Here is a 20,365-nt window from a genome sequence, read left to right as displayed (position 1 = left end):
CTGTCGGTGGTTGTCGGACACGTATGTCGCCTTAGCCTTTGTTGCTGGCGAATTTCGCGGCCGAAACTCCACCGAAACTCCAGCGTCGATTGACGACATGGCAAGATGCATGAACGCGGCGAGAGCCGTGATCCTCTGCTGGCGAACGCGCCTGAGGCCTCCCTGCCGGGAGCCGATGGCGCGGCTTCGTTTGTGTCATGGCAACAGTCGGCCTGGGCAACGGATTTAGCGATTTCCAAACGCTCAGTGGGAGCGAGAGGCCAGAATGCCGACAATCAGCCAGCTCATTCGCAAGCCGCGTTCGCCCGTCAAGGCGCGCAACACCGCTCCGGCGCTCGAGTCCTGCCCGCAGAAGCGCGGCGTCTGCACGCGCGTCTACACGACGACGCCGAAGAAGCCGAACTCGGCGCTGCGTAAGGTCGCCAAGGTGCGCCTGACCAACGGCTTCGAGGTGATCGGCTATATTCCGGGTGAGGGTCACAACCTGCAGGAGCACTCCGTGGTCATGATCCGCGGCGGCCGCGTCAAGGACCTTCCCGGCGTGCGCTACCACATCCTGCGCGGCGTTCTCGACACCCAGGGCGTCAAGAACCGCAAGCAGCGTCGTTCGAAGTACGGCGCCAAGCGTCCGAAGTAATTTCTGCCCGACCGGCCGTGCCAGGAGGCCCGGCCGGTTCGCAGCGTTGAAGATTTGACCGGAGACTAGACGATGTCCCGCCGCCATAGCGCCGAAAAGCGCGAGATCATTCCCGATCCGAAGTTCCACGACGTGATCGTGACCAAGTTCATGAACTCGGTCATGTACGAGGGCAAGAAGTCGACCGCCGAGCGGATCGTCTATGGCGCTTTCGACATCATCGAGGCCAAGATGAAGAGCGACCCGCTCGCCGTTTTCAAGAGCGCGCTCGAGAACGTCGCCCCGGCGATCGAGGTGCGTTCGCGTCGCGTCGGCGGCGCCACCTACCAGGTTCCGGTCGAGGTTCGCACCGAGCGCCGTCAGGCGCTGGCGATCCGCTGGCTGATCTCGGCCGCTCGCGGCCGCAACGACAAGACGATGGTCGAGCGTCTCTCCTCGGAGCTGATGGATGCGGCCAGCAACCGTGGCAACGCGGTCAAGAAGCGCGAAGACACGCACCGGATGGCGGAAGCCAACCGTGCCTTCTCGCATTATCGCTGGTAATCGTCCGCGCGACTTTCCGAAAGACAGAGCATTCTCATGGCCCGTTCCCATCCCATCGACCGTTATCGTAACTTCGGCATCATGGCCCACATCGATGCCGGCAAGACGACGACGACCGAGCGCATCCTGTTCTACACGGGCAAGTCGCATAAGATCGGCGAAGTCCATGATGGCGCTGCGACCATGGACTGGATGACGCAGGAGCAGGAGCGTGGCATCACGATCACCTCCGCTGCGACAACCTGCTTTTGGCGCGACATGCGCCTGAACATCATCGACACCCCCGGCCACGTCGACTTCACCATCGAGGTGGAGCGGTCGCTGCGCGTGCTCGACGGCGCCGTCTGCGTGCTCGACGGCAACCAGGGCGTCGAGCCCCAGACCGAGACCGTCTGGCGCCAGGCCGACAAGTACGACGTTCCGCGCGTCGTCTTCGTCAACAAGATGGACAAGATCGGCGCCGATTTCTATCGCTGCGTCCAGGACATCATCGACCGTGTCGCCGGCAAGCCCGTGTGCCTGCAGATCCCGATCGGCTCGGAGTCGAACTTCGCCGGCGTGATCGACCTCATCAAGATGAAGGCGATCGTCTGGGATGGCGAGGCGCTCGGCGCTTCGTTCTCCGAGCAGGAGATCCCGGCCGATCTTGCCGACAAGGCCGTCGAGTACCGTTCGAAGCTTGTCGAGGCCGCGGTCGAGATGGACGACGCCGCGATGGAGGCCTATCTCGAAGGCACCGAGCCGGACGCCGAGACGCTGCGCAGGCTCGTCCGCACGGCCGTGCAGCGCCGCGCCTTCCACCCCGTGCTCTGCGGTTCGGCCTTCAAGAACAAGGGCGTGCAGCCGCTGCTCGACGCGGTCGTCGACTTCCTGCCGTCGCCGGTCGATCGCGGCGCGGTCGAAGGCATCGACTTCAAGACGGAAGAGCCGACCACCCGTAATCCGACGGACGAAGATCCGTTCTCCATGCTCGCCTTCAAGATCATGGACGATCCCTTCGTCGGCACCATCACCTTCTGCCGCGTCTATTCGGGCAAGGTCGAGGCGGGCCAGGGCGTGATCAACTCGACGCGCGACAAGAAGGAGCGTGTCGGCCGCATGCTGCTGATGCACGCGAACAACCGCGAGGACATCAAGGAAGCCTATGCCGGCGACATCGTCGCGCTGGCCGGCCTCAAGGACGTCCGCACCGGCGACACGCTGTGCGATCCGGCCCAGGCCGTCATCCTGGAGCGCATGGAGTTCCCCGAGCCGGTCATCACGATCGCGATCGAGCCGAAGTCCAAGGCCGATCAGGAGAAGCTGGGCCTCGCCCTGTCGAAGCTCGCGAACGAGGATCCCTCGTTCCGCGTCTCGACCGACCAGGAGAGCGGCCAGACCATCCTGAAGGGCATGGGCGAGCTGCATCTCGACATCAAGGTCGACATCCTGAAGCGCACCTACAAGGTCGACGCCAATATCGGCGCGCCGCAGGTCGCCTATCGCGAGACGATCACGAAGAAGGCCGAGATCGACTACACCCACAAGAAGCAGACCGGCGGTACCGGGCAGTTCGCCCGCGTCAAGCTGGTGGTCGAGCCGAACGAGACCGGCAAGGGCTTCGAGTTCGAGTCGAAGATCATCGGCGGCGCGGTGCCGAAGGAGTACATCCCGGGCGTCGAGAAGGGCCTGCAGTCGGTCATCTCGTCGGGTGTGCTCGCCGGCTTCCCGGTCGTGGACGTGAAGGTCTCGCTGGTAGACGGCGCCTTCCACGAGGTCGATTCGTCGGCTCTGGCCTTCGAAATCGCGTCGCGTGCCGGCCTTCGCGAAGGTCTGCAGAAGGGCGGCTCCGTGCTGCTCGAGCCGATCATGAAGGTCGAGGTCGTGACCCCGGAAGACTATACCGGTTCGGTCATCGGCGACCTGAACTCGCGTCGCGGCCAGATCCAGGGCCAGGACATGCGCGGCAACGCGGTCGTCATCAATGCGATGGTGCCGCTGGCAAACATGTTCGGCTACGTGAACCAGCTCCGCTCGTTCTCGCAGGGCCGCGCCAACTACACGATGCAGTTCGACCACTACGAGCAGGTTCCGTCGGCGGTGGCCGCCGAGGTCCAGGCAAAGTACGCCTGATCACCAGCCCGACCTGCTTTAACGAAACAACGATTTGACTGACGGAGGCTACGATGGCCAAAGAGAAATTTGCTCGGACGAAGCCGCATTGCAACATCGGAACGATTGGTCACGTCGACCATGGCAAGACGTCTCTGACGGCTGCGATCACGAAGGTGCTGGCCGAGTCGGGCGGCGCTTCGTTCACGGCGTATGACCAGATCGACAAGGCGCCTGAGGAGAAGGCCCGCGGCATCACGATCTCGACGGCCCATGTCGAGTACGAGACGGCTGCGCGTCACTACGCCCATGTCGACTGCCCCGGCCACGCCGACTATGTGAAGAACATGATCACGGGCGCGGCGCAGATGGACGGCGCGATCCTGGTTGTGTCGGCGGCGGACGGCCCGATGCCGCAGACCCGCGAGCACATCCTGCTGGCGCGCCAGGTCGGCGTTCCCGCGCTGGTGGTGTTCATGAACAAGGTCGATCTCGTCGACGACGCCGAGCTGCTCGAGCTGGTCGAGATGGAGATCCGCGAGCTTCTGTCGAAGTACGACTTCCCGGGCGACGACATCCCGATCACCAAGGGCTCGGCCAAGGTCGCGCTGGACAATGGCGACAAGGCGATCGGCCATGACGCGGTGATCGCGCTGATGAAGACGGTCGACGAGTACATCCCGCAGCCGGAGCGGCCGATCGACCAGCCCTTCCTGATGCCGGTCGAGGACGTGTTCTCGATCTCGGGCCGCGGCACGGTGGTGACGGGTCGCGTCGAGCGCGGCATCGTCAAGGTCGGCGAGGAAATCGAGATCGTCGGGCTGAAGGACACGGTCAAGACGACGGTGACGGGCGTCGAGATGTTCCGCAAGCTGCTGGACCAGGGCCAGGCCGGCGACAACATCGGCGCGCTGCTGCGCGGCACCAAGCGCGAGGACGTGGAGCGCGGCCAGATCCTGTGCAAGCCGGGTTCGGTGAAGCCGCACACGAAGTTCAAGGCCGAGGCCTACATCCTGACGAAGGAGGAGGGCGGTCGCCACACCCCGTTCTTCACCAATTATCGCCCGCAGTTCTACTTCCGCACGACGGACGTGACGGGCGTGGTGCACCTGCCGGAAGGCACGGAGATGGTGATGCCGGGCGACAACATCGCCATGGAAGTGCACCTGATCGTGCCGATCGCGATGGAAGAGAAGCTGCGCTTCGCCATCCGCGAAGGCGGCCGCACCGTCGGCGCCGGCGTCGTCGCCAGCATCATCGCGTAACGCGTTTTCGTGAGGGCGCAGGCCCTGCCGGGCCTTCGCCCTTTCACGTCACGAGGAAGATAAGACCATGAACGGTCAGAACATCCGGATCCGCCTCAAGGCGTTCGACCACCGCATTCTCGACGCTTCGACGCGCGAGATCGTGTCGACCGCAAAGAGGACGGGCGCTCAGGTCCGCGGCCCCATCCCGCTGCCGACGCTTATCGAGAAGTTCACGGTCAACCGCTCGCCGCACATCGACAAGAAGTCGCGCGAGCAGTTCGAAATGCGGACCCACAAGCGGGTTCTCGACATCGTCGACCCGACCCCGCAGACGGTCGACGCCCTCATGAAGCTCGATCTCGCCGCCGGCGTCGACGTCGAAATCAAGCTCTGACCCTGTTTTAGCCGGGTCCTCTGTCTCCCGCATATCGGCGGGATGGACATGACCCCAAAGGAAGGTATGCACCGATGCGTTCCGGTGTGATTGCACAGAAAGTCGGGATGACCCGCATCTTCACCGATGCCGGCGAACATATCCCGGTCACCGTGCTGAAGCTCGATAACTGCCAGGTCGTCGCTCATCGCACGATCGAGAAGAACGGCTATGTCGCCGTGCAGCTCGGGACGGGCTTGGCCAAGGTCAAGAATGTCTCGAAGGCTGAGCGCGGCCATTTCGCCGTCGCCAAGGTCGAGCCCAAGCGCAAGGTTGTCGAGTTCCGTGTCAGCGATGACGCGCTGATCCCGGTCGGCGCCGAACTCACCGCCGACCACTTCGTCGTCGGCCAGTTCGTCGATGTCAGCGGCACCACCACCGGTAAGGGTTTTGCCGGCGGCATGAAGCGCTGGAACTTCGGCGGTCTGCGCGCCACGCACGGTGTTTCGGTCTCGCATCGCTCGATCGGTTCGACCGGTGGCCGTCAGGACCCTGGCAAGACCTTCAAGAACAAGAAGATGCCCGGCCATCTCGGTGCCGAGCGCGTCACCACGCAGAACCTGCGCGTCGTCCAGACGGATGCCGAGCGCGGCCTGATCCTGGTCGAGGGCGCCGTTCCCGGCGTCGCCGGCGGCTGGATCCATGTCCGTGACGCCATCAAGCGCCCGCTCCCCAAGGATGCGCCGCTGCCTGGCAAGTTCAAGTCCGCCGGTGAGGCGACTGCAGAGGCTCCTGCGGCCCAGGCTGAGGAGAACGCGTGATGAAGCTCGATATCACCACCCTTGAAGGTGGCTCGGCCGGTTCGGTCGAGCTGTCGGACGCGATCTTCGGCCTCGAGCCGCGCGCCGACATTCTGGCCCGCATGGTGCGCTACCAGCTCGCCAAGCGCCGCGCCGGCACGCACAAGTCGAAGGGCCGGTCGGAAGTCGACCGCACCCGCAAGAAGATCTACAAGCAGAAGGGCACCGGCGGCGCTCGTCACGGTGCGGCTTCGGCTCCGCAGTTCCGCGGCGGCGGCAAGGCCTTCGGTCCGATCGTGCGCGACCACGCTCACGATCTGCCCAAGAAGGTCCGTGCGCTCGCCCTGCGCCATGCGCTTTCGTCCAAGGCCAAGACCGGCGGCATCATCATCATCGATGACGCCAAGCTGTCCGAGCCGAAGACCAAGGTTCTGCTCGGCCATTTCGGCAAGCTGGACCTGTCCAGCGCGCTGGTGATCGGCGGCGCCGAGATCGACACGAATTTCGGCCTGGCGGCACGTTCGATCCCGAATGTCGACGTCCTGCCGATCCAGGGCATCAACGTTTATGACATCCTGCGTCGCGACAAGCTTGTCCTGACCCGCGCGGCTGTCGATGCGCTGGAGGCGCGCTTCACATGAGCACGGCGAAGAATCTGGACCCGCGCCACTACGACGTCATTCGTGGCCCGGTGATCACCGAAAAGGCGACCATGCTCTCCGAGCACAACAAGGTCGTCTTCAAGGTCGCCAAGACTGCGACCAAGCCGCAGATCAAGGCAGCGATCGAGAAGCTGTTCGATGTCAAGGTGAAGAGCGTCAACACGCTCGTCACCGAAGGCAAGATGAAGGTCTTCCGCGGCCGGCTCGGCCAGCGCGCGGACGTCAAGAAGGCGGTCGTGACCCTCGAGGAAGGTCACTCCATCGACGTGACCACGGGCCTGTAAGGAAAGATCGTCATCATGGCTTTGAAAAGCTTCAAGCCGATCACGCCGAGCCTGCGCCAGCTCGTGATCGTCGACCGCAGCGAGCTCTACAAGGGCAAGCCGCTCAAGGTGCTGACCGAGGGCAAGTCGTCCTCCGGCGGCCGCAACAATCTCGGCCGCATCACCGTCCGCTTCCGCGGCGGTGGACACAAGCGGACGCTGCGCCTGATCGATTTCAAGCGCCGCGGCAAGGATGGCATCCCTGCCGTCGTGGAACGGCTCGAGTATGACCCGAACCGCACGGCGTTCATCGCCCTGATCAAGTATCAGGACGGCGAGCAGGCCTACATCCTGGCCCCGCAGCGCCTGGCCGTCGGCGACACCGTCGTCTCCGGCCCGTCGGTCGACGTGAAGCCCGGCAACGCGGCCCCGATGGGCACGCTGCCGATCGGCACGATCGTCCACAATGTCGAGCTGAAGATCGGCAAGGGCGGCGCGCTGGCCCGCTCGGCCGGCAACTACGCCCAGATCGTCGGTCGCGACCAGGGCTATGTCATCGTCCGCCTGAACTCGGGCGAGCAGCGCCTGATCTCGGGCCTGTGCTACGCTACCGTCGGCGCCGTCTCGAACCCGGATCACATGAACCGGAACGACGGCAAGGCGGGTCGCTCGCGCTGGCTCGGCCGTCGCCCGCACAACCGCGGCGTCTCGATGAACCCGGTCGACCATCCCCATGGCGGCGGCGAAGGCCGCACCTCGGGCGGCCGTCATCCGGTCACGCCCTGGGGTCTGCCGACCAAGGGCAAGAAGACCCGCTCGAACAAGCGGACCGATACGTTCATCGTGTCGAGCCGTCACGCCCGCAAGAAGAAGAACTGAGGTCCGTCATGGCGCGTTCGCTTTGGAAAGGTCCGTTTGTCGACGGATACCTTCTGAAAAAGGCCGAGGTCGCCCGTACGGCGAGCCGGCAGGAAGTCATCAAGATCTGGAGCCGTCGCTCCACGATCCTGCCGCAGTTCGTCGGTCTGACGTTCGGCGTCTACAACGGCCACAAGCATGTGCCGGTGAACGTCTCCGAGGAGATGGTGGGCCACAAGTTCGGCGAGTTCTCGCCGACGCGCACCTTCCACGGCCACGCCGCCGACAAGAAGGCGAAGAGGAAGTAAGCCATGGGCAAAGCATCAGCACCCCGTGCGCTGCCTGAGAACGAAGCCGTTGCGGTCGCCCGCAATCTTCGCGTCTCGCCGCAGAAGCTCAACCTCGTCGCCCAGCTCATCCGGGGCAAGAAGGTCGCCACCGCGCTCGCCGATCTCGAGTTCTCGCGCAAGCGAATCTCGCTCGACGTGCGCAAGTGCCTTCAGAGCGCGATCGCCAACGCCGAGAACAACCATGATCTCGACGTCGACGATCTCGTCGTGGCCCAGGCCTTCGTCGGCAAGGCGCTCGTGATGAAGCGCTTCCACGCCCGCGCCCGCGGCCGTGGCGCCCGCATCATGAAGCCGTTCGCGAACATCACGATCATCGTGCGCGAAGTCCAGGCCGCGAAAGCCTGAGGAGGGAACGATGGGTCAGAAAATCAATCCGATCGGGCTTCGCCTCGGCATCAATCGTACTTGGGATTCGCGCTGGTTCGCGCAGAAGGGCGAGTACGGCAAGCTGCTCCATGAGGACATGGCGATCCGCGCCGCCCTGATGAAGCTGCTGAAGCAGGCCGCGATCTCCAAGATCATCATCGAGCGCCCGCACAAGAAGTGCCGCGTCACCATCCACTCGGCTCGTCCGGGCGTGGTGATCGGCAAGAAGGGCGCCGATATCGAGAAGCTGCGCAAGACGGTGATGAAGCTCACCAAGGCCGATGTTACGATCAACATCGTCGAGGTGCGCAAGCCGGAGATCGACGCGACGCTCGTCGCCGACTCGATCGCGCAGCAGCTCGAGCGCCGCGTCGCGTTCCGCCGCGCCATGAAGCGGGCCGTTCAGTCGGCCATGCGTCTGGGCGCCGAGGGCATCCGCATCAACTGCTCCGGCCGTCTCGGCGGGGCTGAGATCGCGCGCCTCGAGTGGTATCGCGAAGGTCGCGTGCCGCTGCACACGCTGCGCGCCGATGTGGATTATGGTGTCGGCACCGCCTTCACCACCTACGGCACGTGCGGCATCAAGGTCTGGATCTTCAAGGGCGAGATCCTCGAACATGACCCGATGGCCCAGGACAAGCGTCTCTCGGACGAAGGCGGCCGCTCTGGTGAGCGTCGCGATCGTCGCGAGCAGGCTGCGTAAGGCTGATCGAGAAGAGCCATGTTGCAACCGAAAAGAACCAAGTTCCGCAAGCAGTTCAAGGGACGCATCTCCGGCGTCGCGAAGGGCGGCACGGAGCTGAACTTCGGGCAGTTCGGCCTGAAGGCTCAGGCTCCCGAGCGCATCACCGCCCGGCAGATCGAGGCGGCCCGCCGCGCGATCACCCGCGCGATGAAGCGCGCCGGCCGCGTCTGGATCCGCGTGTTCCCGGACGTGCCGGTGTCGAAGAAGCCGACCGAAGTCCGCATGGGCAAGGGCAAGGGCGCGCCTGAATTCTGGGCAGCCAAGGTCAAGCCGGGCCGGATCATGTTCGAGATCGACGGCGTGCCCGAGGATATCGCCCGCGAGGCCATGCGCCTCGGCGCGGCCAAGCTGCCGATCAAGACGCGCTTCATCCAGCGCATTGCCGAGTAAGGGAGGACGAGATGAAAGCTTTGCAACGCCTGTCCGACCTGAAGGCCATGAGCGTGGACCTGCTTCAGGACGAACTCCTGAAGCTCAAGAAGGAGCAGTTCAACCTGCGCTTTCAGAAGGCCACCGGCCAGCTCGAGAACACCGCCCGCGTGACCGAAGTCCGCAAGGACATCGCCCGCATCAAGACGCTGCAGCGGTCTAAGACCGTGGCGGCGAGCGCCTGAGGAGTTAGACAATGCCGAAGCGCGTGCTGCAGGGCGTCGTCGTCAGCGACAAGCAGAACAAAACTGTTGTGGTCAAGGTCGAGCGGCGCTATACGCACCCACTCCTCAAGAAGACGGTTCGCCGTACCAAGAACTATCACGCCCATGACGAGGCGCAGGTGGTCAAGGTCGGAGACACGGTCTGGATCGAGGAGTCCAAGCCCATTTCCAAGCTGAAAAGCTGGGTTTTGCTCGACGGCGCCCCCAAGGCGTAAGTCAACGTGCTTCCCGCGTCCGAATCAATCGGACGCAGGGGGGCGGGCGAGGTAGAAAGTCGGGCATGTTACGCCGCAAGAGTGGGCGCCACTTTTGCGGATCGTGCTTTGTTTTGAGGCCAGGGGGCGATCGACCCCCGTCAGTCGTAGTCCCGGAGGCGCTGATGCTTTCGGGAAACCGCGCTGATACACACTGGAAGGATCAAGGCCATGATCCAGGTGCAGACGAATCTCGAGGTCGCGGATAATTCCGGCGCCCGTCGCGTGATGTGCATCAAGGTTCTCGGCGGGTCGAAGCGGCGCTATGCCCGCATTGGCGACATCATCGTCGTTTCGATTAAGGAAGCCATTCCGCGCGGTCGCGTGAAGAAGGGCGACGTCATGAAGGCGGTCGTCGTTCGCACCGCCAAGGACGTCAAGCGCGCTGACGGCTCGGTGATCCGCTTCGACCGCAATGCGGCCGTGCTGATCAACAACCAGAAAGAGCCTGTCGGCACCCGTATCTTCGGACCGGTTCCGCGCGAGCTGCGCGCCAAGAACCACATGAAGATCATCTCGCTTGCGCCAGAGGTGCTGTGATGGCTGCGAAGATCAAGAAGGGCGACAAGGTCGTCGTGCTGGCCGGCCGTGACAAGGGCAAGGCCGGCGAAGTGCTCCAGGTCCTGCCGAAGGATGCCCGCGCCGTGGTGCGTGGCGTCAACCTCGTCAAGAAGCACACCAAGGCTTCGGCTCAGTCCGAGGGCGGCATCATCTCCAAGGAAGCCACCATCGATCTGTCGAACCTCGCCGTGGCCGATCCCAAGGACGGCAAGCCGACCCGCGTCGGCTTCAAGGTCCTGGATGATGGCCGCAAGGTCCGTTTCGCCAAGCGTTCGGGGGATCTGATCGATGGCTGAGAATCAGCAGGCGGCCCTCACGCCGCGCATGAAGAAGCATTACGAGGACGTCGTCCGTCCGGCGATGATCGCCGAGTTCGGCTACAAGAACGTCATGGAAGTGCCGACCATCGAGAAGGTCGTCATCAACATGGGCGTTGGCGAAGCGACCGCGGACCGCAAGAAGGTCGACAACGCGGCCGGCGACCTCGCCCTGATCGCCGGCCAGAAGCCGGTCATCACCAAGTCCCGTCTCGCCATCGCCGGCTTCAAGCTGCGCGAGAACATGGCGGTCGGCTGCAAGGTCACGCTGCGCAAGACCAAGATGTTCGAGTTCGTCGACCGGCTCGTCACCATCGCCCTGCCGCGTGTTCGCGACTTCCGGGGTCTCAACCCGAAGTCCTTCGACGGGCGCGGCAATTTCGCGCTCGGGATCAAGGAGCACATCGTGTTCCCCGAGATCAACTACGACAAGGTCGACCAGGTCTGGGGCATGGACGTGATCGTCTGCACGACTGCGAAGTCGGACGACGAGGCACGCGCTCTGCTCAAGCACTTCAACTTCCCGTTCCGGCAGTGAACCTCAGCGTTCATACGCGGAAACCAGGAGAGATCGATGGCTAAGAAAAGCTCCGTCGAGAACAACAATCACCGCAAGGCCCTCGTGAAGAAATTCGCGGGTCGGCGCGCGCGGCTTCTCGCGATCGCTAACGACGAAAGCCAGTCCATGGACGAGCGGTTCCTCGCTCGCCTCAAGCTGGCCGAACTGCCGCGCAATTCGGCTCCGACCCGGGTGCGCAACCGCTGCGAGGTGACGGGCCGTCCGCGCGCCTTCTATCGCAAGCTGAAGATGTCGCGCGTTGCGTTGCGCGAGCTTGGCAACAAGGGGCTGGTTCCCGGCCTCGTCAAGTCGAGCTGGTGAGGAGTACGCATCATGGCGATCATTGATCCGCTTGGAGATATGCTGACCCGCATCCGCAATGCGCAGATGCGTCGCAAATCGCGCGTTTCGACCCCTGGTTCGAAGCTCCGGGCCCGCGTGCTCGACGTGCTTCAGTCCGAGGGCTACATCCGCGGCTACACCCAGACCGAGTTCGGCAATGGCCGGACCGAGTTCGACATCGAGCTGAAGTACCACGAGGGGCAGCCGGTCATCCGGTCGATCTCGCGTGTGTCGAAGCCCGGCCGCCGCGTCTATTCTTCGGTGGAGACGATGCCGCGCGTGGCCGATGGCCTCGGCGTGACGATCATCTCGACCCCGAAGGGTGTGATGCCCGATCATCTTGCCCGCGAGCAGAACGTGGGCGGCGAAGTGCTTTGCAAGGTCTTCTGACCTTCCGCGCCGCTCGTTTTCAGGAGAAATCCAATGTCTCGTATCGGTAAGAAGCCTGTTCCGGTCCCCGCTGGCGTCACCGCCAACGTCGCCGGCCAGCTCGTCAAGATCAAGGGCGCGAAGGGGGAACTCTCCTTCACCGTGCCCGACGATGTCTCGGTCGTCATGGAGGACGGCGCGATCGCGGTCCAGCCGCGTTCGCAGAGCAAGCGTGCCCGCTCGCTCTGGGGCACCTCTCGCGCCCGCATCAACAACCTCGTCGTCGGCACCACGACCGGCTTCGAGAAGAAGCTCGAGATCAACGGCGTCGGCTACAAGGCCGCCGTCGCGGGCAAGGTGCTGAAGCTGTCGCTCGGCTATAGCCACGACATCGACTACGCGATCCCGGAAGGTGTCGCGATCGTCACGCCGAAGCCGACCGAAATCGTCATCACCGGCATCGACAAGCAGGTGGTCGGCCAGACCGCTGCCGAGATCCGCGAATATCGCGGGCCCGAGCCTTACAAGGGCAAGGGCGTCAAGTACGCCGGCGAATTCATCTTCCGCAAGGAAGGGAAGAAGAAGTAAGCGCCATGAGCAAGCAGACCGAAAACACTGCGCGCCGCAAGGCCCGCGTTCGCCGCGCGATCAAGGCTGTCGCCAATGGCCGCGCCCGCTTGTCGGTGCACCGCACCGGCAAGCAGATCTATGCTCAGGTCATCGACGACGCGAAGGGCGTGACCCTCGCTTCGGCCTCGACGCTGGACAAGGACATCCGCGCCGACATCAAGTCGGGCGCGAATGTCGAGGCCGCTTCGGCGATCGGCAAGCTCATCGCGGAGCGTGCCGCCAAGGCCGGCGTGAAGGACGTGGTCTTCGACCGCGGGTCCTACATGTATCACGGCCGCGTCAAGGCGCTGGCGGAAGCAGCCCGCGAAGGCGGCCTGAACTTCTGATTTCGACCAACCCGGTTTTCCTTCCCTCGACGCCGAAAGGCGCCGGGGCAGGGGCCGGGACTTAATCTTTGAAGAGACGTCGTTCCATCAGGAACGCTCGAGCGAGCGGCACGGGACATCGATCCCGTCGCTGCGCAAGTAAGAGGAAAGACAATGGCGAGAGAGCCGCGTGACCGTCAGGATCGCGAAGAGCGCGATTCCGAATTCGTGGACCGTCTGGTCCACATCAACCGCGTCGCCAAGGTGGTGAAGGGCGGGCGTCGCTTCGGCTTCGCTGCGCTCGTCGTCGTCGGCGACCAGAAGGGCCGCGTCGGCTTCGGCCACGGCAAGGCCCGTGAAGTTCCCGAGGCCATCCGCAAGGCGACGGAAGCCGCCAAGCGGGGCCTGGTCCGCATCCCGCTGCGCGAGGGCCGCACCCTGCATCACGACGTCGCTGGCCGCCACGGCGCCGGCAAGGTCGTGCTGCGCGCCGCCCCGGCCGGTACCGGCATCATCGCCGGCGGTCCGATGCGCGCCGTCTTCGAGGCGGTCGGCATGCAGGACGTGGTGTCGAAGTCGCTCGGCTCGTCGAACCCGTACAACCTGGTTCGCGCCACCTTCGACGCCCTGAAGAACGAGGACAGCCCGCGCGGTGTCGCCGCGCGCCGCAACCTCAAGGTCTCTGCCCTGCAGACGCGCCGCCGCGATGCCGGCGCGGATGCTGCGGCCGAAGCGTGAGGGCTCGATCATGGCAAAAGCTGAAAAGACCGTCGTCGTCGAGCAGATCGGCTCCCCGATCCGCCGCGAGGCGTCGCAGCGCCAGACCCTGATCGGTCTCGGCCTCAACAAGATTCGCCGGCAGTCGACCCTGGTCGACACGCCGTCCGTGCGGGGCATGATCGACAAGGTCAAGCACCTCGTGCGCGTCGTCGACGCGAAGTGAGGGGTATCGTTCGATGAAACTCAACGACATCCGTGACAACGAAGGCGCGCACAAGTCGCGCATCCGCGTCGGCCGGGGCATCGGCTCGGGCAAGGGCAAGACCGGTGGTCGTGGCGTCAAGGGTCAGAAGGCCCGTGCCGGCGTCGCGGTCAAGGGCTTCGAAGGCGGCCAGATGCCGCTGTATCGGCGCCTGCCGAAGCGCGGCTTCAACAACCTCTTCGCCAAGGATCTGAACGAGGTCAATCTCGGCCGCATCCAGCAGGCGGTGGAAGCCGGCAAGCTGGACGCCAAGGGCGTGGTCACGATCGAGGCACTCGTCGCCGCCGGCGTGATCACCCGTCAGGCCAAGGACGGCGTGAAGATCCTCGGCGTGGGCGAACTCAAGACCAAGCTCGCCTTCGAGGTGTTCGGCGCGTCCAAGTCGGCGGTCGAGGCGATCGAGAAGGCCGGCGGTTCTGTGAAGATCCTGGCGGCTGCCGCTTCACAGGCGTGAGCCGCGAGCAGGACGCGGAAAAGTGGGTACCGGTTTTCCGCATGAGTCCTGCTCTCGATCTTCAGTGAGAGACGGATTCAGCTTCCAGATAAAAACGCTTTGCTTTTTTATCTGGAACCATCCGGCTCTCGCGCTTACATGACGACTCGCGAACGGCGGCCGGGCCAGAAGCCCTGGCCGCCGTTCGACTGTCTGACGACCGAATGACGACATCACCCAAGGACCAGACGCATGGCATCGGCGGCTGAACAGCTTGCTTCAAACCTGAATTTCGGGGCGTTCGCCAAGGCGGACGAGCTGAAGAAGCGCATCTGGTTCACGCTCGGTGCGCTAATCATCTACCGGCTCGGCACCTATATCCCGCTGCCCGGCATGAACCCTGACGCCGTCGCTGATCTGTTCAAGCAGTCGCAGTCAGGCGTGCTCGGCCTGTTCAACATGTTTTCCGGCGGTGCGGTCGGCCGTCTGGCGATCTTCGCGTTGGCGATCATGCCGTACATCTCGGCCTCGATCATCATCCAGCTCCTGTCCAGCGTCATCCCGACCTTCGAGGCGCTGAAGAAGGAAGGCGAGCAGGGCCGCAAGATCCTGAACCAGTACACGCGCTACCTGACGCTCGTGCTGGCGGTGTTCCAAGCCTATGGCATCGGCGTGGGTCTTCAGGGCTCCGGCAACCTGGTGCTCGAACCCGGTCCGTTCTTCCTGCTTTCGACCACGATCACGCTGGTCGGCGGCACGATGTTCCTGCTCTGGCTGGGCGAGCAGATCACCAGCCGCGGCATCGGCAACGGCACCTCGATGATCATCTTCGCGGGCATCATCGCCGAATTTCCGTCGCAGCTCGCGCAGACCCTCGAGCTCGGCCGCCAGGGCGCGATCTCGACCGGCCTGCTGCTTTTGATCCTGGTCATGGCGATCTGCGTCATCGCCTTCTGCGTGTTCATGGAGCGGGCCCAGCGGCGCCTGCTGATCAACTATCCCAAGCGCCAGGTCGGCAACCGGATGTATGAGGGCCAGACCTCGTTCCTGCCGCTGAAGCTCAACACGGCCGGTGTCATCCCGCCGATCTTCGCCTCTTCGCTGCTGCTGCTGCCGACCACGATCGCGAGCTTCTCGCAGGCCTCCGGCGGCACCGGCCTGCTGTCGACGATCGCGACCTATCTGGCCCATGGCCGGCCGCTGTTCATGATCCTCTATGCGGCGCTGATCATCTTCTTCTGCTTCTTCTACACCGCGATCGTGTTCAACCCGGTCGAGACGGCGGACAACCTCAAGAAGCATGGCGGCTTCATGCCGGGCATCCGGCCGGGCGAGCGCACCGCGGAGCATATCGACCGCGTGCTGACGCGGATCACCGTGCTCGGCGCCGGCTATTTGACTATCGTCTGCCTTATCCCCGAGTTCATGATCACCTATGCCCAGATACCGATCATCCTGCTCGGCGGCACGTCGCTGCTGATCGTGGTGACGACGACCATGGATACCGTGGCGCAAGTTCACGGGCATTTGCTGGCCCATCAGTATGAGGGGCTGGTGAAGAAAGCGAAGCTGCGAGGAGCGAAGCGCTGATGCGACTCATATTCCTGGGGCCGCCGGGGGCGGGCAAGGGCACTCAGGCTGCGCGCATCGTCGCGAAGCATGGCATTCCGCAGCTTTCGACCGGCGACATGCTGCGCGCGGCCGTCGCTGCCGGCACGCCGATCGGCGTCAAGGCCAAGGCGGTGATGGATGCGGGCGGGCTGGTCTCGGACGAGATCGTCATCGGCATCGTCGCCGACCGCATCGAAGAGCCGGATGCGAAGAAGGGCTTCATCCTCGACGGGTTCCCGCGCACGCTGGCGCAGGCCGAGGCGCTGGACAAGATGCTCGCCTCCAAGGGTCTGAAGCTCGACACCGTGCTCGAGCTCAAGGTCGACCAGAGCAAGCTCGTCGACCGCATCGTCAAGCGCGCGGAGGAGGCCAAGGCCGCCGGGCAGCCGGTCCGCAAGGATGACGATCCCGAGGTCTTCAAGACCCGGCTCGAGGCCTATAACCGCGATACTGCGGTGGTCGCGCCGTACTATGCCGCGCGCGGCCAGGTCATCGACATCGACGGCATGCAGCCGATCGACGCCGTTACGGCAGAGATCGAGAAGGCGCTGGCGGGACACTGATTTCCGCCTTGGCACGATTCTTGGTCGCGGCGGGTTGACTCGTCGCGCTCAAGCGACTAACGACCCCACTTCCGGTTTCATGCCAGCGATGCCGTTACCTTCGCGAGAAGGGGCGACGTCGCATTCCCGCATGGGACGGGCTCAACGCTTCGCAGGGGCCGGCCTCCACCGGCGCGAGGTCATCGATAACCGCCGGTGCGCCATTGGGTGTCGACCGGCCGACATGGAGAGACGATCATGGCTCGTATCGCGGGCGTCAACATTCCGACCAACAAGCGCGTCGTCATCGGCCTGCAGTACATCCACGGCATCGGCGCGGCCAAGGCCAAGGAAATCTGCGAGAAGGTCGGCATCGTCGACGAGCGCCGGGTCAACCAGCTGACCGACGCCGAGGTTCTGCAGATTCGCGAGACGATCGACCGCGACTATCTCGTCGAGGGCGACCTGCGTCGCGAAGTCTCGATGAACATCAAGCGCCTGATGGATCTCGGCTGCTATCGCGGCCTGCGCCATCGCCGTTCGCTGCCGGTCCGCGGCCAGCGCACCCACACCAACGCCCGCACCCGCAAGGGCAAGGCGAAGCCGATCGCCGGCAAGAAGAAGTGATTTCGGCGGGCCGGTATTCCGGCCCGCTGCTTTGCGCCGCCTGACCCCAGCGGGGCGGGCGGCATCCCCAGCGCCTGGCATCACGGGCGCGCCTGAAGGACAAGAGAAAAGACCATGGCCAAGGAAGCCCAGCGCGTTCGCCGTAGGGAACGCAAGAACATCGTCTCCGGCGTCGCCCATGTGAACGCCTCGTTCAACAACACCATGATCACCATCACCGACGCGCAGGGCAACACGATCTCGTGGTCGTCCGCCGGCACGATGGGCTTCAAGGGCTCGCGCAAGTCGACCCCCTATGCCGCCCAGGTCGCCGCCGAGGACGCCGCCCGCAAGGCTGCCGAGCACGGCATGCGCACGCTGGAAGTCGAAGTCACCGGCCCGGGTTCGGGACGTGAATCGGCCCTGCGCGCTCTGCAGGCCGCCGGCTTCACCGTGACCTCGATCCGCGACGTGACGCCGATCCCGCATAACGGCTGCCGTCCGCGCAAGCGCCGTCGCGTCTGATCTGTGATCCTTGAGGCGTCCGCACCGGCGGGCGCCTGTCCGGGGCGGCCCGCCGCCGCCATTGAATTCAAGCACCAGGAGTGCGGTCGTGATCAGCAAGAACTGGCAGGATCTGTCAAAGCCCAACAAGCTCGAAGTCAAGGTCGGGGACGACCCGAAGCGTCAGGCGACCGTCATCGCCCGTCCGCTGGAGCGTGGCTTCGGCATGACGCTCGGCAACGCGCTGCGTCGCGTGCTTTTGTCCTCGCTCCAGGGTGCGGCGGTCACCGCCGTCCAGATCGACGGCGTGCTGCATGAGTTCTCGTCGATCCCGGGCGTCCGCGAGGACGTCACCGACATCGTCCTCAACATCAAGGCCATCGCGGTCAAGATGCAGGGCGAGGGCCCCAAGCGCATGACCCTGCGCAAGACCGGTCCGGGCACCGTCACGGCCGGCGACATCAACACCATCGGCGACGTCTCGATCCTGAATCCCGACCTCGTGCTCTGCACGCTGGACGAGGGCTCCGAGATCCGCATGGAGTTCACGGTCAACACCGGCAAGGGCTATGTCCCCTCCGAGCAGAACCGTCCGGAAGACGCGCCGATCGGCCTGATCCCGGTCGACAGCCTGTATTCGCCGGTCAAGAAGGTGTCCTACCGCGTCGAAAACACCCGCGAGGGCCAGAATCTCGACCGCGACATGCTGACCCTGAACATCGAGACCAACGGCTCGGTGACGCCCGAGGACGCGCTGGCGCTGGCCGCCCGCATTCTGCAGGACCAGCTCGCGGTGTTCATCACCTTCGAGGAGCCGCGCAAGGAAGAGGCCGTCTCGACCGCGCCGCAGCTGCCCTTCAACCCGGCGCTGCTCAAGAAGGTCGACGAGCTCGAGCTTTCGGTGCGTTCGGCGAACTGCCTGAAGAACGACAACATCGTCTATATCGGCGACCTCATCCAGAAGTCGGAGGGCGAGATGCTGCGCACCCCGAACTTCGGCCGCAAGTCGCTGAACGAGATCAAGGAAGTGCTCGCCACCATGGGCCTGCATCTCGGTATGGACGTCACCGGCTGGCCGCCGGAGAACATCGAAGAGCTCGCGAAGCGCTTCGAGGAGCATTACTGATCCCGGCGCGGGCACTGTCCCGCGCCGTTTTCCCGCCCGGTGCATGAGCAGCGGAGCATAAAGAACGGCCGTACCGTGGCACGGCGGCCGTAATCATCGAAGGAGCCATATCATGCGTCACGGTTTTCGCGGTCGTCGTTTCAACCGCTCGGCTGAGCATCGCAAGGCGATGTTCGCCAACATGTCCCAGGCCCTGATCAAGCACGAGCAGATCACCACCACGCTGCCGAAGGCCAAGGACCTGCGTCCGGTCGTCGAGAAGCTGGTGACGCTTGCCAAGCGCGGCGACCTGCATGCCCGCCGCCAGGCGATCGCGCAGATCAAGGACGTCGCCCTGGTCGGCAAGCTCTTCGCCGTGCTCGGCCCGCGCTACAAGGAGCGCAATGGCGGCTATCTGCGCATCATGAAGGCAGGCTTCCGCTTCGGCGACAACGCGCCGCTCGCCGTGATCGAGTTCGTCGATCGCGACGTCGATGCCAAGGGCCAGGATTCGGGCCCAGTCTTCACGGCGGAAGACGAGGCGGCCTGAGCCGGCTTGGTCGAATGATCAATTTTAAAAGGGTGGTCTTCGGGCCACCCTTTTTTCTTGCCTAGATTTCGGGGGAAACGGATGCGGCGTTACGGCTCGGGTTCACGCGGCGGAGGCTGTCTGCCCGTCTCGCGTCTCGTTTGGTCCTCGCTGGTCACGACCATTCTCCTGTTGTGCTGGATCGTCCCGGGCGATGCGCAAAAGCGGGACAATCCAGCCACAGGATTTCCTCCTCGTGATCTTGTGGAGGGAACGCAAGCGGACGAAAGAAGATGCGCCGAAGAAGAGGGCGCCGTCTGGGTTTCGCATAAGCTCGGAACGGAGTGTCTGGCGACCTATGCGTCTCATCCGGCGCCGAAGCACGACCAGGCCCCGCCGGAGACCCTCGTCATCTACCTGCACGGGGATCACCTCAGCGGGCGAAAGCCGATCGGCGACTACGAGGCGATCACGCCGGAGGCGCTGATCCGCAACATGCGTCGGCGATCGTTCAAGGCTGGTGTGACCTATCTTCTTCTGGCAAGGCCTGGAGTCTTCGGATCGTCAGGGGATCACAAGCAGCGCCGTCGTGCTAAGGAGTTCCACAGCATTGCTACTGCGATCGAGGTTCTTCGTGACCGGTATCGCGGTCCCAAGGTCGTGCTTGTCGGGCAGTCGGGCGGCAGCGCGGCGATTGGCGCGGTGCTGACGTTGGGCGCGAGAGGCATCGCCTGTGCGGTCATGGGCTCGGGCGTCTACGCCGTTAGCGCCAGAGCCGAGTTCAGGCGCAAGCTGCTCGGCCAACAGTCGCGTCCGGGGTGCGATGTGACCGGCTATTGCGACGCCTATGAGAGCATCGACCACATCGCGGGCATTGTTCGCGACCCGGCACGTCGTCTTGTCGTGGTCGGCGATCCCAGGGATCAGAATACGCCTTTCGCCATGCAGCTTGACTGGGTGAAGCGGCTTCGGGAGGCCGGGCACGGCGTCGAAGTCGTCGAAACGGAAGGTCGGGGGCCGGATCATCACGGCGTGGTGAGGACATCGTTCGAGGTCGCGCGGGGCTGCATCTCTTCCCTTTGATCGGGCTGTCTCGTACACTCGATTGTTGCCGACGCTGCGGCTTTC

General features: G+C 64.3%; 32 protein-coding genes. All 32 read left to right on the top strand.

Features of this window, described 5'->3' with window-relative positions:
• The first annotated feature begins 265 nt into the window (after positions 1 to 265).
• The 32 genes from rpsL to AC1RMY_RS17250 all read left to right on the top strand — a co-directional run bounded on the left by rpsL (position 266) and on the right by AC1RMY_RS17250 (position 20,320).
• Positions 266 to 637 carry a 30S ribosomal protein S12 gene (rpsL, locus tag AC1RMY_RS17405; protein ID WP_038358286.1) on the top strand — a complete coding sequence of 124 codons (372 nt, stop codon included), beginning with the start codon at positions 266 to 268 and terminating at the stop codon, positions 635 to 637.
• Positions 638 to 709: 72 nt separating this feature from the next.
• Complete coding sequence (gene rpsG, locus AC1RMY_RS17400) at positions 710 to 1,180, top strand: 30S ribosomal protein S7 (RefSeq protein ID WP_305691609.1); 471 nt, start codon at positions 710 to 712, stop codon at positions 1,178 to 1,180.
• A gap of 36 nt (positions 1,181 to 1,216) precedes the next feature.
• Positions 1,217 to 3,292, top strand: coding sequence for an elongation factor G (gene fusA, locus AC1RMY_RS17395; RefSeq protein ID WP_492866595.1), 2,076 nt, complete (start codon positions 1,217 to 1,219; stop codon positions 3,290 to 3,292).
• A 53-nt stretch (positions 3,293 to 3,345) separates the two neighbouring features.
• The gene (tuf, locus tag AC1RMY_RS17390; protein WP_492866593.1) at positions 3,346 to 4,536 is read left to right on the top strand and encodes an elongation factor Tu; all 1,191 of its coding nucleotides are present in this window, start codon (positions 3,346 to 3,348) and stop codon (positions 4,534 to 4,536) included.
• 67 nt (positions 4,537 to 4,603) lie between these two features.
• Positions 4,604 to 4,912 carry a 30S ribosomal protein S10 gene (gene rpsJ, locus AC1RMY_RS17385; RefSeq protein ID WP_043237115.1) on the top strand — a complete coding sequence of 103 codons (309 nt, stop codon included), beginning with the start codon at positions 4,604 to 4,606 and terminating at the stop codon, positions 4,910 to 4,912.
• A gap of 74 nt (positions 4,913 to 4,986) precedes the next feature.
• Positions 4,987 to 5,712, top strand: coding sequence for a 50S ribosomal protein L3 (gene rplC / locus AC1RMY_RS17380; protein WP_492866591.1), 726 nt, complete (start codon positions 4,987 to 4,989; stop codon positions 5,710 to 5,712).
• Positions 5,712 to 6,332 (top strand): 50S ribosomal protein L4, encoded by a 621-nt coding sequence (gene rplD / locus AC1RMY_RS17375; protein WP_492866589.1) that lies wholly within the window; start codon positions 5,712 to 5,714, stop codon positions 6,330 to 6,332. The genes rplC and rplD overlap by 1 nt, the downstream gene beginning before the upstream one ends.
• The gene (locus AC1RMY_RS17370; protein WP_492866587.1) at positions 6,329 to 6,637 is read left to right on the top strand and encodes a 50S ribosomal protein L23; all 309 of its coding nucleotides are present in this window, start codon (positions 6,329 to 6,331) and stop codon (positions 6,635 to 6,637) included. Before rplD ends, AC1RMY_RS17370 begins: the two co-directional genes overlap by 4 nt.
• Before the next feature lie 15 nt (positions 6,638 to 6,652).
• Positions 6,653 to 7,495 carry a 50S ribosomal protein L2 gene (gene rplB, locus AC1RMY_RS17365; RefSeq protein ID WP_492866585.1) on the top strand — a complete coding sequence of 281 codons (843 nt, stop codon included), beginning with the start codon at positions 6,653 to 6,655 and terminating at the stop codon, positions 7,493 to 7,495.
• 8 nt (positions 7,496 to 7,503) lie between these two features.
• Complete coding sequence (gene rpsS / locus AC1RMY_RS17360; protein WP_492866584.1) at positions 7,504 to 7,782, top strand: 30S ribosomal protein S19; 279 nt, start codon at positions 7,504 to 7,506, stop codon at positions 7,780 to 7,782.
• A 3-nt stretch (positions 7,783 to 7,785) separates the two neighbouring features.
• Positions 7,786 to 8,169 (top strand): 50S ribosomal protein L22, encoded by a 384-nt coding sequence (gene rplV / locus AC1RMY_RS17355; RefSeq protein ID WP_492866582.1) that lies wholly within the window; start codon positions 7,786 to 7,788, stop codon positions 8,167 to 8,169.
• A gap of 10 nt (positions 8,170 to 8,179) precedes the next feature.
• Positions 8,180 to 8,893, top strand: coding sequence for a 30S ribosomal protein S3 (gene rpsC, locus AC1RMY_RS17350; RefSeq protein WP_492866580.1), 714 nt, complete (start codon positions 8,180 to 8,182; stop codon positions 8,891 to 8,893).
• Between the two features lie 18 nt (positions 8,894 to 8,911).
• Positions 8,912 to 9,325 (top strand): 50S ribosomal protein L16, encoded by a 414-nt coding sequence (rplP, locus tag AC1RMY_RS17345; protein ID WP_492866578.1) that lies wholly within the window; start codon positions 8,912 to 8,914, stop codon positions 9,323 to 9,325.
• 11 nt (positions 9,326 to 9,336) lie between these two features.
• Positions 9,337 to 9,549, top strand: coding sequence for a 50S ribosomal protein L29 (rpmC, locus tag AC1RMY_RS17340; protein ID WP_492866576.1), 213 nt, complete (start codon positions 9,337 to 9,339; stop codon positions 9,547 to 9,549).
• Between the two features lie 11 nt (positions 9,550 to 9,560).
• A complete protein-coding gene (gene rpsQ, locus AC1RMY_RS17335; protein ID WP_492866575.1) occupies positions 9,561 to 9,803 on the top strand; it encodes a 30S ribosomal protein S17 in 243 nt (80 codons plus the stop codon).
• 210 nt (positions 9,804 to 10,013) lie between these two features.
• Complete coding sequence (gene rplN, locus AC1RMY_RS17330) at positions 10,014 to 10,382, top strand: 50S ribosomal protein L14 (RefSeq protein ID WP_054144259.1); 369 nt, start codon at positions 10,014 to 10,016, stop codon at positions 10,380 to 10,382.
• The gene (gene rplX / locus AC1RMY_RS17325; protein WP_043237098.1) at positions 10,382 to 10,699 is read left to right on the top strand and encodes a 50S ribosomal protein L24; all 318 of its coding nucleotides are present in this window, start codon (positions 10,382 to 10,384) and stop codon (positions 10,697 to 10,699) included. The genes rplN and rplX overlap by 1 nt, the downstream gene beginning before the upstream one ends.
• A complete protein-coding gene (gene rplE, locus AC1RMY_RS17320; protein ID WP_492866573.1) occupies positions 10,692 to 11,258 on the top strand; it encodes a 50S ribosomal protein L5 in 567 nt (188 codons plus the stop codon). The genes rplX and rplE overlap by 8 nt, the downstream gene beginning before the upstream one ends.
• A 36-nt stretch (positions 11,259 to 11,294) precedes the next feature.
• Complete coding sequence (gene rpsN, locus AC1RMY_RS17315) at positions 11,295 to 11,600, top strand: 30S ribosomal protein S14 (protein ID WP_327526999.1); 306 nt, start codon at positions 11,295 to 11,297, stop codon at positions 11,598 to 11,600.
• A gap of 12 nt (positions 11,601 to 11,612) precedes the next feature.
• Entirely contained in the window at positions 11,613 to 12,011 is a 399-nt protein-coding gene (rpsH, locus tag AC1RMY_RS17310) for a 30S ribosomal protein S8 (RefSeq protein ID WP_056714496.1), read from the top strand.
• Positions 12,012 to 12,044: 33 nt separating this feature from the next.
• The gene (gene rplF / locus AC1RMY_RS17305) at positions 12,045 to 12,578 is read left to right on the top strand and encodes a 50S ribosomal protein L6 (RefSeq protein ID WP_492866570.1); all 534 of its coding nucleotides are present in this window, start codon (positions 12,045 to 12,047) and stop codon (positions 12,576 to 12,578) included.
• Between the two features lie 5 nt (positions 12,579 to 12,583).
• Positions 12,584 to 12,946, top strand: a complete 363-nt coding sequence (rplR, locus tag AC1RMY_RS17300; RefSeq protein ID WP_492866569.1) for a 50S ribosomal protein L18 — start codon at positions 12,584 to 12,586, stop codon at positions 12,944 to 12,946.
• A 153-nt stretch (positions 12,947 to 13,099) separates the two neighbouring features.
• Entirely contained in the window at positions 13,100 to 13,663 is a 564-nt protein-coding gene (gene rpsE / locus AC1RMY_RS17295; protein WP_327527002.1) for a 30S ribosomal protein S5, read from the top strand.
• 10 nt (positions 13,664 to 13,673) lie between these two features.
• Positions 13,674 to 13,868 carry a 50S ribosomal protein L30 gene (gene rpmD, locus AC1RMY_RS17290; protein ID WP_327527003.1) on the top strand — a complete coding sequence of 65 codons (195 nt, stop codon included), beginning with the start codon at positions 13,674 to 13,676 and terminating at the stop codon, positions 13,866 to 13,868.
• A gap of 13 nt (positions 13,869 to 13,881) precedes the next feature.
• A complete protein-coding gene (gene rplO, locus AC1RMY_RS17285) occupies positions 13,882 to 14,361 on the top strand; it encodes a 50S ribosomal protein L15 (RefSeq protein WP_492866566.1) in 480 nt (159 codons plus the stop codon).
• 231 nt (positions 14,362 to 14,592) lie between these two features.
• Positions 14,593 to 15,930: a preprotein translocase subunit SecY gene (secY, locus tag AC1RMY_RS17280; protein ID WP_492866564.1), complete on the top strand. Its 1,338-nt coding sequence runs from the start codon at positions 14,593 to 14,595 to the stop codon at positions 15,928 to 15,930.
• Positions 15,930 to 16,514: an adenylate kinase gene (locus tag AC1RMY_RS17275; RefSeq protein ID WP_492866563.1), complete on the top strand. Its 585-nt coding sequence runs from the start codon at positions 15,930 to 15,932 to the stop codon at positions 16,512 to 16,514. Before secY ends, AC1RMY_RS17275 begins: the two co-directional genes overlap by 1 nt.
• A 237-nt stretch (positions 16,515 to 16,751) precedes the next feature.
• Positions 16,752 to 17,120 carry a 30S ribosomal protein S13 gene (gene rpsM, locus AC1RMY_RS17270; protein ID WP_327527007.1) on the top strand — a complete coding sequence of 123 codons (369 nt, stop codon included), beginning with the start codon at positions 16,752 to 16,754 and terminating at the stop codon, positions 17,118 to 17,120.
• Between the two features lie 114 nt (positions 17,121 to 17,234).
• The gene (gene rpsK, locus AC1RMY_RS17265; RefSeq protein WP_043237079.1) at positions 17,235 to 17,624 is read left to right on the top strand and encodes a 30S ribosomal protein S11; all 390 of its coding nucleotides are present in this window, start codon (positions 17,235 to 17,237) and stop codon (positions 17,622 to 17,624) included.
• Positions 17,625 to 17,712: 88 nt separating this feature from the next.
• Complete coding sequence (locus tag AC1RMY_RS17260) at positions 17,713 to 18,729, top strand: DNA-directed RNA polymerase subunit alpha (RefSeq protein WP_492866561.1); 1,017 nt, start codon at positions 17,713 to 17,715, stop codon at positions 18,727 to 18,729.
• Positions 18,730 to 18,841: 112 nt separating this feature from the next.
• Positions 18,842 to 19,258: a 50S ribosomal protein L17 gene (gene rplQ / locus AC1RMY_RS17255; RefSeq protein WP_327527009.1), complete on the top strand. Its 417-nt coding sequence runs from the start codon at positions 18,842 to 18,844 to the stop codon at positions 19,256 to 19,258.
• 81 nt (positions 19,259 to 19,339) lie between these two features.
• Positions 19,340 to 20,320: an alpha/beta hydrolase family protein gene (locus AC1RMY_RS17250; RefSeq protein WP_492866559.1), complete on the top strand. Its 981-nt coding sequence runs from the start codon at positions 19,340 to 19,342 to the stop codon at positions 20,318 to 20,320.
• Positions 20,321 to 20,365: the final 45 nt, after the last annotated feature.

Source organism: Allobosea sp. GW822-FHT03F07 (assembly GCF_058801345.1).
Note: the sequence above shows the minus strand (reverse complement) of the source record. Positions and strands in the feature narration are given on the sequence as shown.

Coding starts and splice junctions, on each gene's coding strand:
- rpsL (WP_038358286.1), top strand. CDS start 266: ATGCCGACAATCAGCCAGCTCATTCGCAAGCCGCGTTCGCCCGTCAAG.
- rpsG (WP_305691609.1), top strand. CDS start 710: ATGTCCCGCCGCCATAGCGCCGAAAAGCGCGAGATCATTCCCGATCCG.
- fusA (WP_492866595.1), top strand. CDS start 1,217: ATGGCCCGTTCCCATCCCATCGACCGTTATCGTAACTTCGGCATCATG.
- tuf (WP_492866593.1), top strand. CDS start 3,346: ATGGCCAAAGAGAAATTTGCTCGGACGAAGCCGCATTGCAACATCGGA.
- rpsJ (WP_043237115.1), top strand. CDS start 4,604: ATGAACGGTCAGAACATCCGGATCCGCCTCAAGGCGTTCGACCACCGC.
- rplC (WP_492866591.1), top strand. CDS start 4,987: ATGCGTTCCGGTGTGATTGCACAGAAAGTCGGGATGACCCGCATCTTC.
- rplD (WP_492866589.1), top strand. CDS start 5,712: ATGAAGCTCGATATCACCACCCTTGAAGGTGGCTCGGCCGGTTCGGTC.
- AC1RMY_RS17370 (WP_492866587.1), top strand. CDS start 6,329: ATGAGCACGGCGAAGAATCTGGACCCGCGCCACTACGACGTCATTCGT.
- rplB (WP_492866585.1), top strand. CDS start 6,653: ATGGCTTTGAAAAGCTTCAAGCCGATCACGCCGAGCCTGCGCCAGCTC.
- rpsS (WP_492866584.1), top strand. CDS start 7,504: ATGGCGCGTTCGCTTTGGAAAGGTCCGTTTGTCGACGGATACCTTCTG.
- rplV (WP_492866582.1), top strand. CDS start 7,786: ATGGGCAAAGCATCAGCACCCCGTGCGCTGCCTGAGAACGAAGCCGTT.
- rpsC (WP_492866580.1), top strand. CDS start 8,180: ATGGGTCAGAAAATCAATCCGATCGGGCTTCGCCTCGGCATCAATCGT.
- rplP (WP_492866578.1), top strand. CDS start 8,912: ATGTTGCAACCGAAAAGAACCAAGTTCCGCAAGCAGTTCAAGGGACGC.
- rpmC (WP_492866576.1), top strand. CDS start 9,337: ATGAAAGCTTTGCAACGCCTGTCCGACCTGAAGGCCATGAGCGTGGAC.
- rpsQ (WP_492866575.1), top strand. CDS start 9,561: ATGCCGAAGCGCGTGCTGCAGGGCGTCGTCGTCAGCGACAAGCAGAAC.
- rplN (WP_054144259.1), top strand. CDS start 10,014: ATGATCCAGGTGCAGACGAATCTCGAGGTCGCGGATAATTCCGGCGCC.
- rplX (WP_043237098.1), top strand. CDS start 10,382: ATGGCTGCGAAGATCAAGAAGGGCGACAAGGTCGTCGTGCTGGCCGGC.
- rplE (WP_492866573.1), top strand. CDS start 10,692: ATGGCTGAGAATCAGCAGGCGGCCCTCACGCCGCGCATGAAGAAGCAT.
- rpsN (WP_327526999.1), top strand. CDS start 11,295: ATGGCTAAGAAAAGCTCCGTCGAGAACAACAATCACCGCAAGGCCCTC.
- rpsH (WP_056714496.1), top strand. CDS start 11,613: ATGGCGATCATTGATCCGCTTGGAGATATGCTGACCCGCATCCGCAAT.
- rplF (WP_492866570.1), top strand. CDS start 12,045: ATGTCTCGTATCGGTAAGAAGCCTGTTCCGGTCCCCGCTGGCGTCACC.
- rplR (WP_492866569.1), top strand. CDS start 12,584: ATGAGCAAGCAGACCGAAAACACTGCGCGCCGCAAGGCCCGCGTTCGC.
- rpsE (WP_327527002.1), top strand. CDS start 13,100: ATGGCGAGAGAGCCGCGTGACCGTCAGGATCGCGAAGAGCGCGATTCC.
- rpmD (WP_327527003.1), top strand. CDS start 13,674: ATGGCAAAAGCTGAAAAGACCGTCGTCGTCGAGCAGATCGGCTCCCCG.
- rplO (WP_492866566.1), top strand. CDS start 13,882: ATGAAACTCAACGACATCCGTGACAACGAAGGCGCGCACAAGTCGCGC.
- secY (WP_492866564.1), top strand. CDS start 14,593: ATGGCATCGGCGGCTGAACAGCTTGCTTCAAACCTGAATTTCGGGGCG.
- AC1RMY_RS17275 (WP_492866563.1), top strand. CDS start 15,930: ATGCGACTCATATTCCTGGGGCCGCCGGGGGCGGGCAAGGGCACTCAG.
- rpsM (WP_327527007.1), top strand. CDS start 16,752: ATGGCTCGTATCGCGGGCGTCAACATTCCGACCAACAAGCGCGTCGTC.
- rpsK (WP_043237079.1), top strand. CDS start 17,235: ATGGCCAAGGAAGCCCAGCGCGTTCGCCGTAGGGAACGCAAGAACATC.
- rplQ (WP_327527009.1), top strand. CDS start 18,842: ATGCGTCACGGTTTTCGCGGTCGTCGTTTCAACCGCTCGGCTGAGCAT.
- AC1RMY_RS17250 (WP_492866559.1), top strand. CDS start 19,340: ATGCGGCGTTACGGCTCGGGTTCACGCGGCGGAGGCTGTCTGCCCGTC.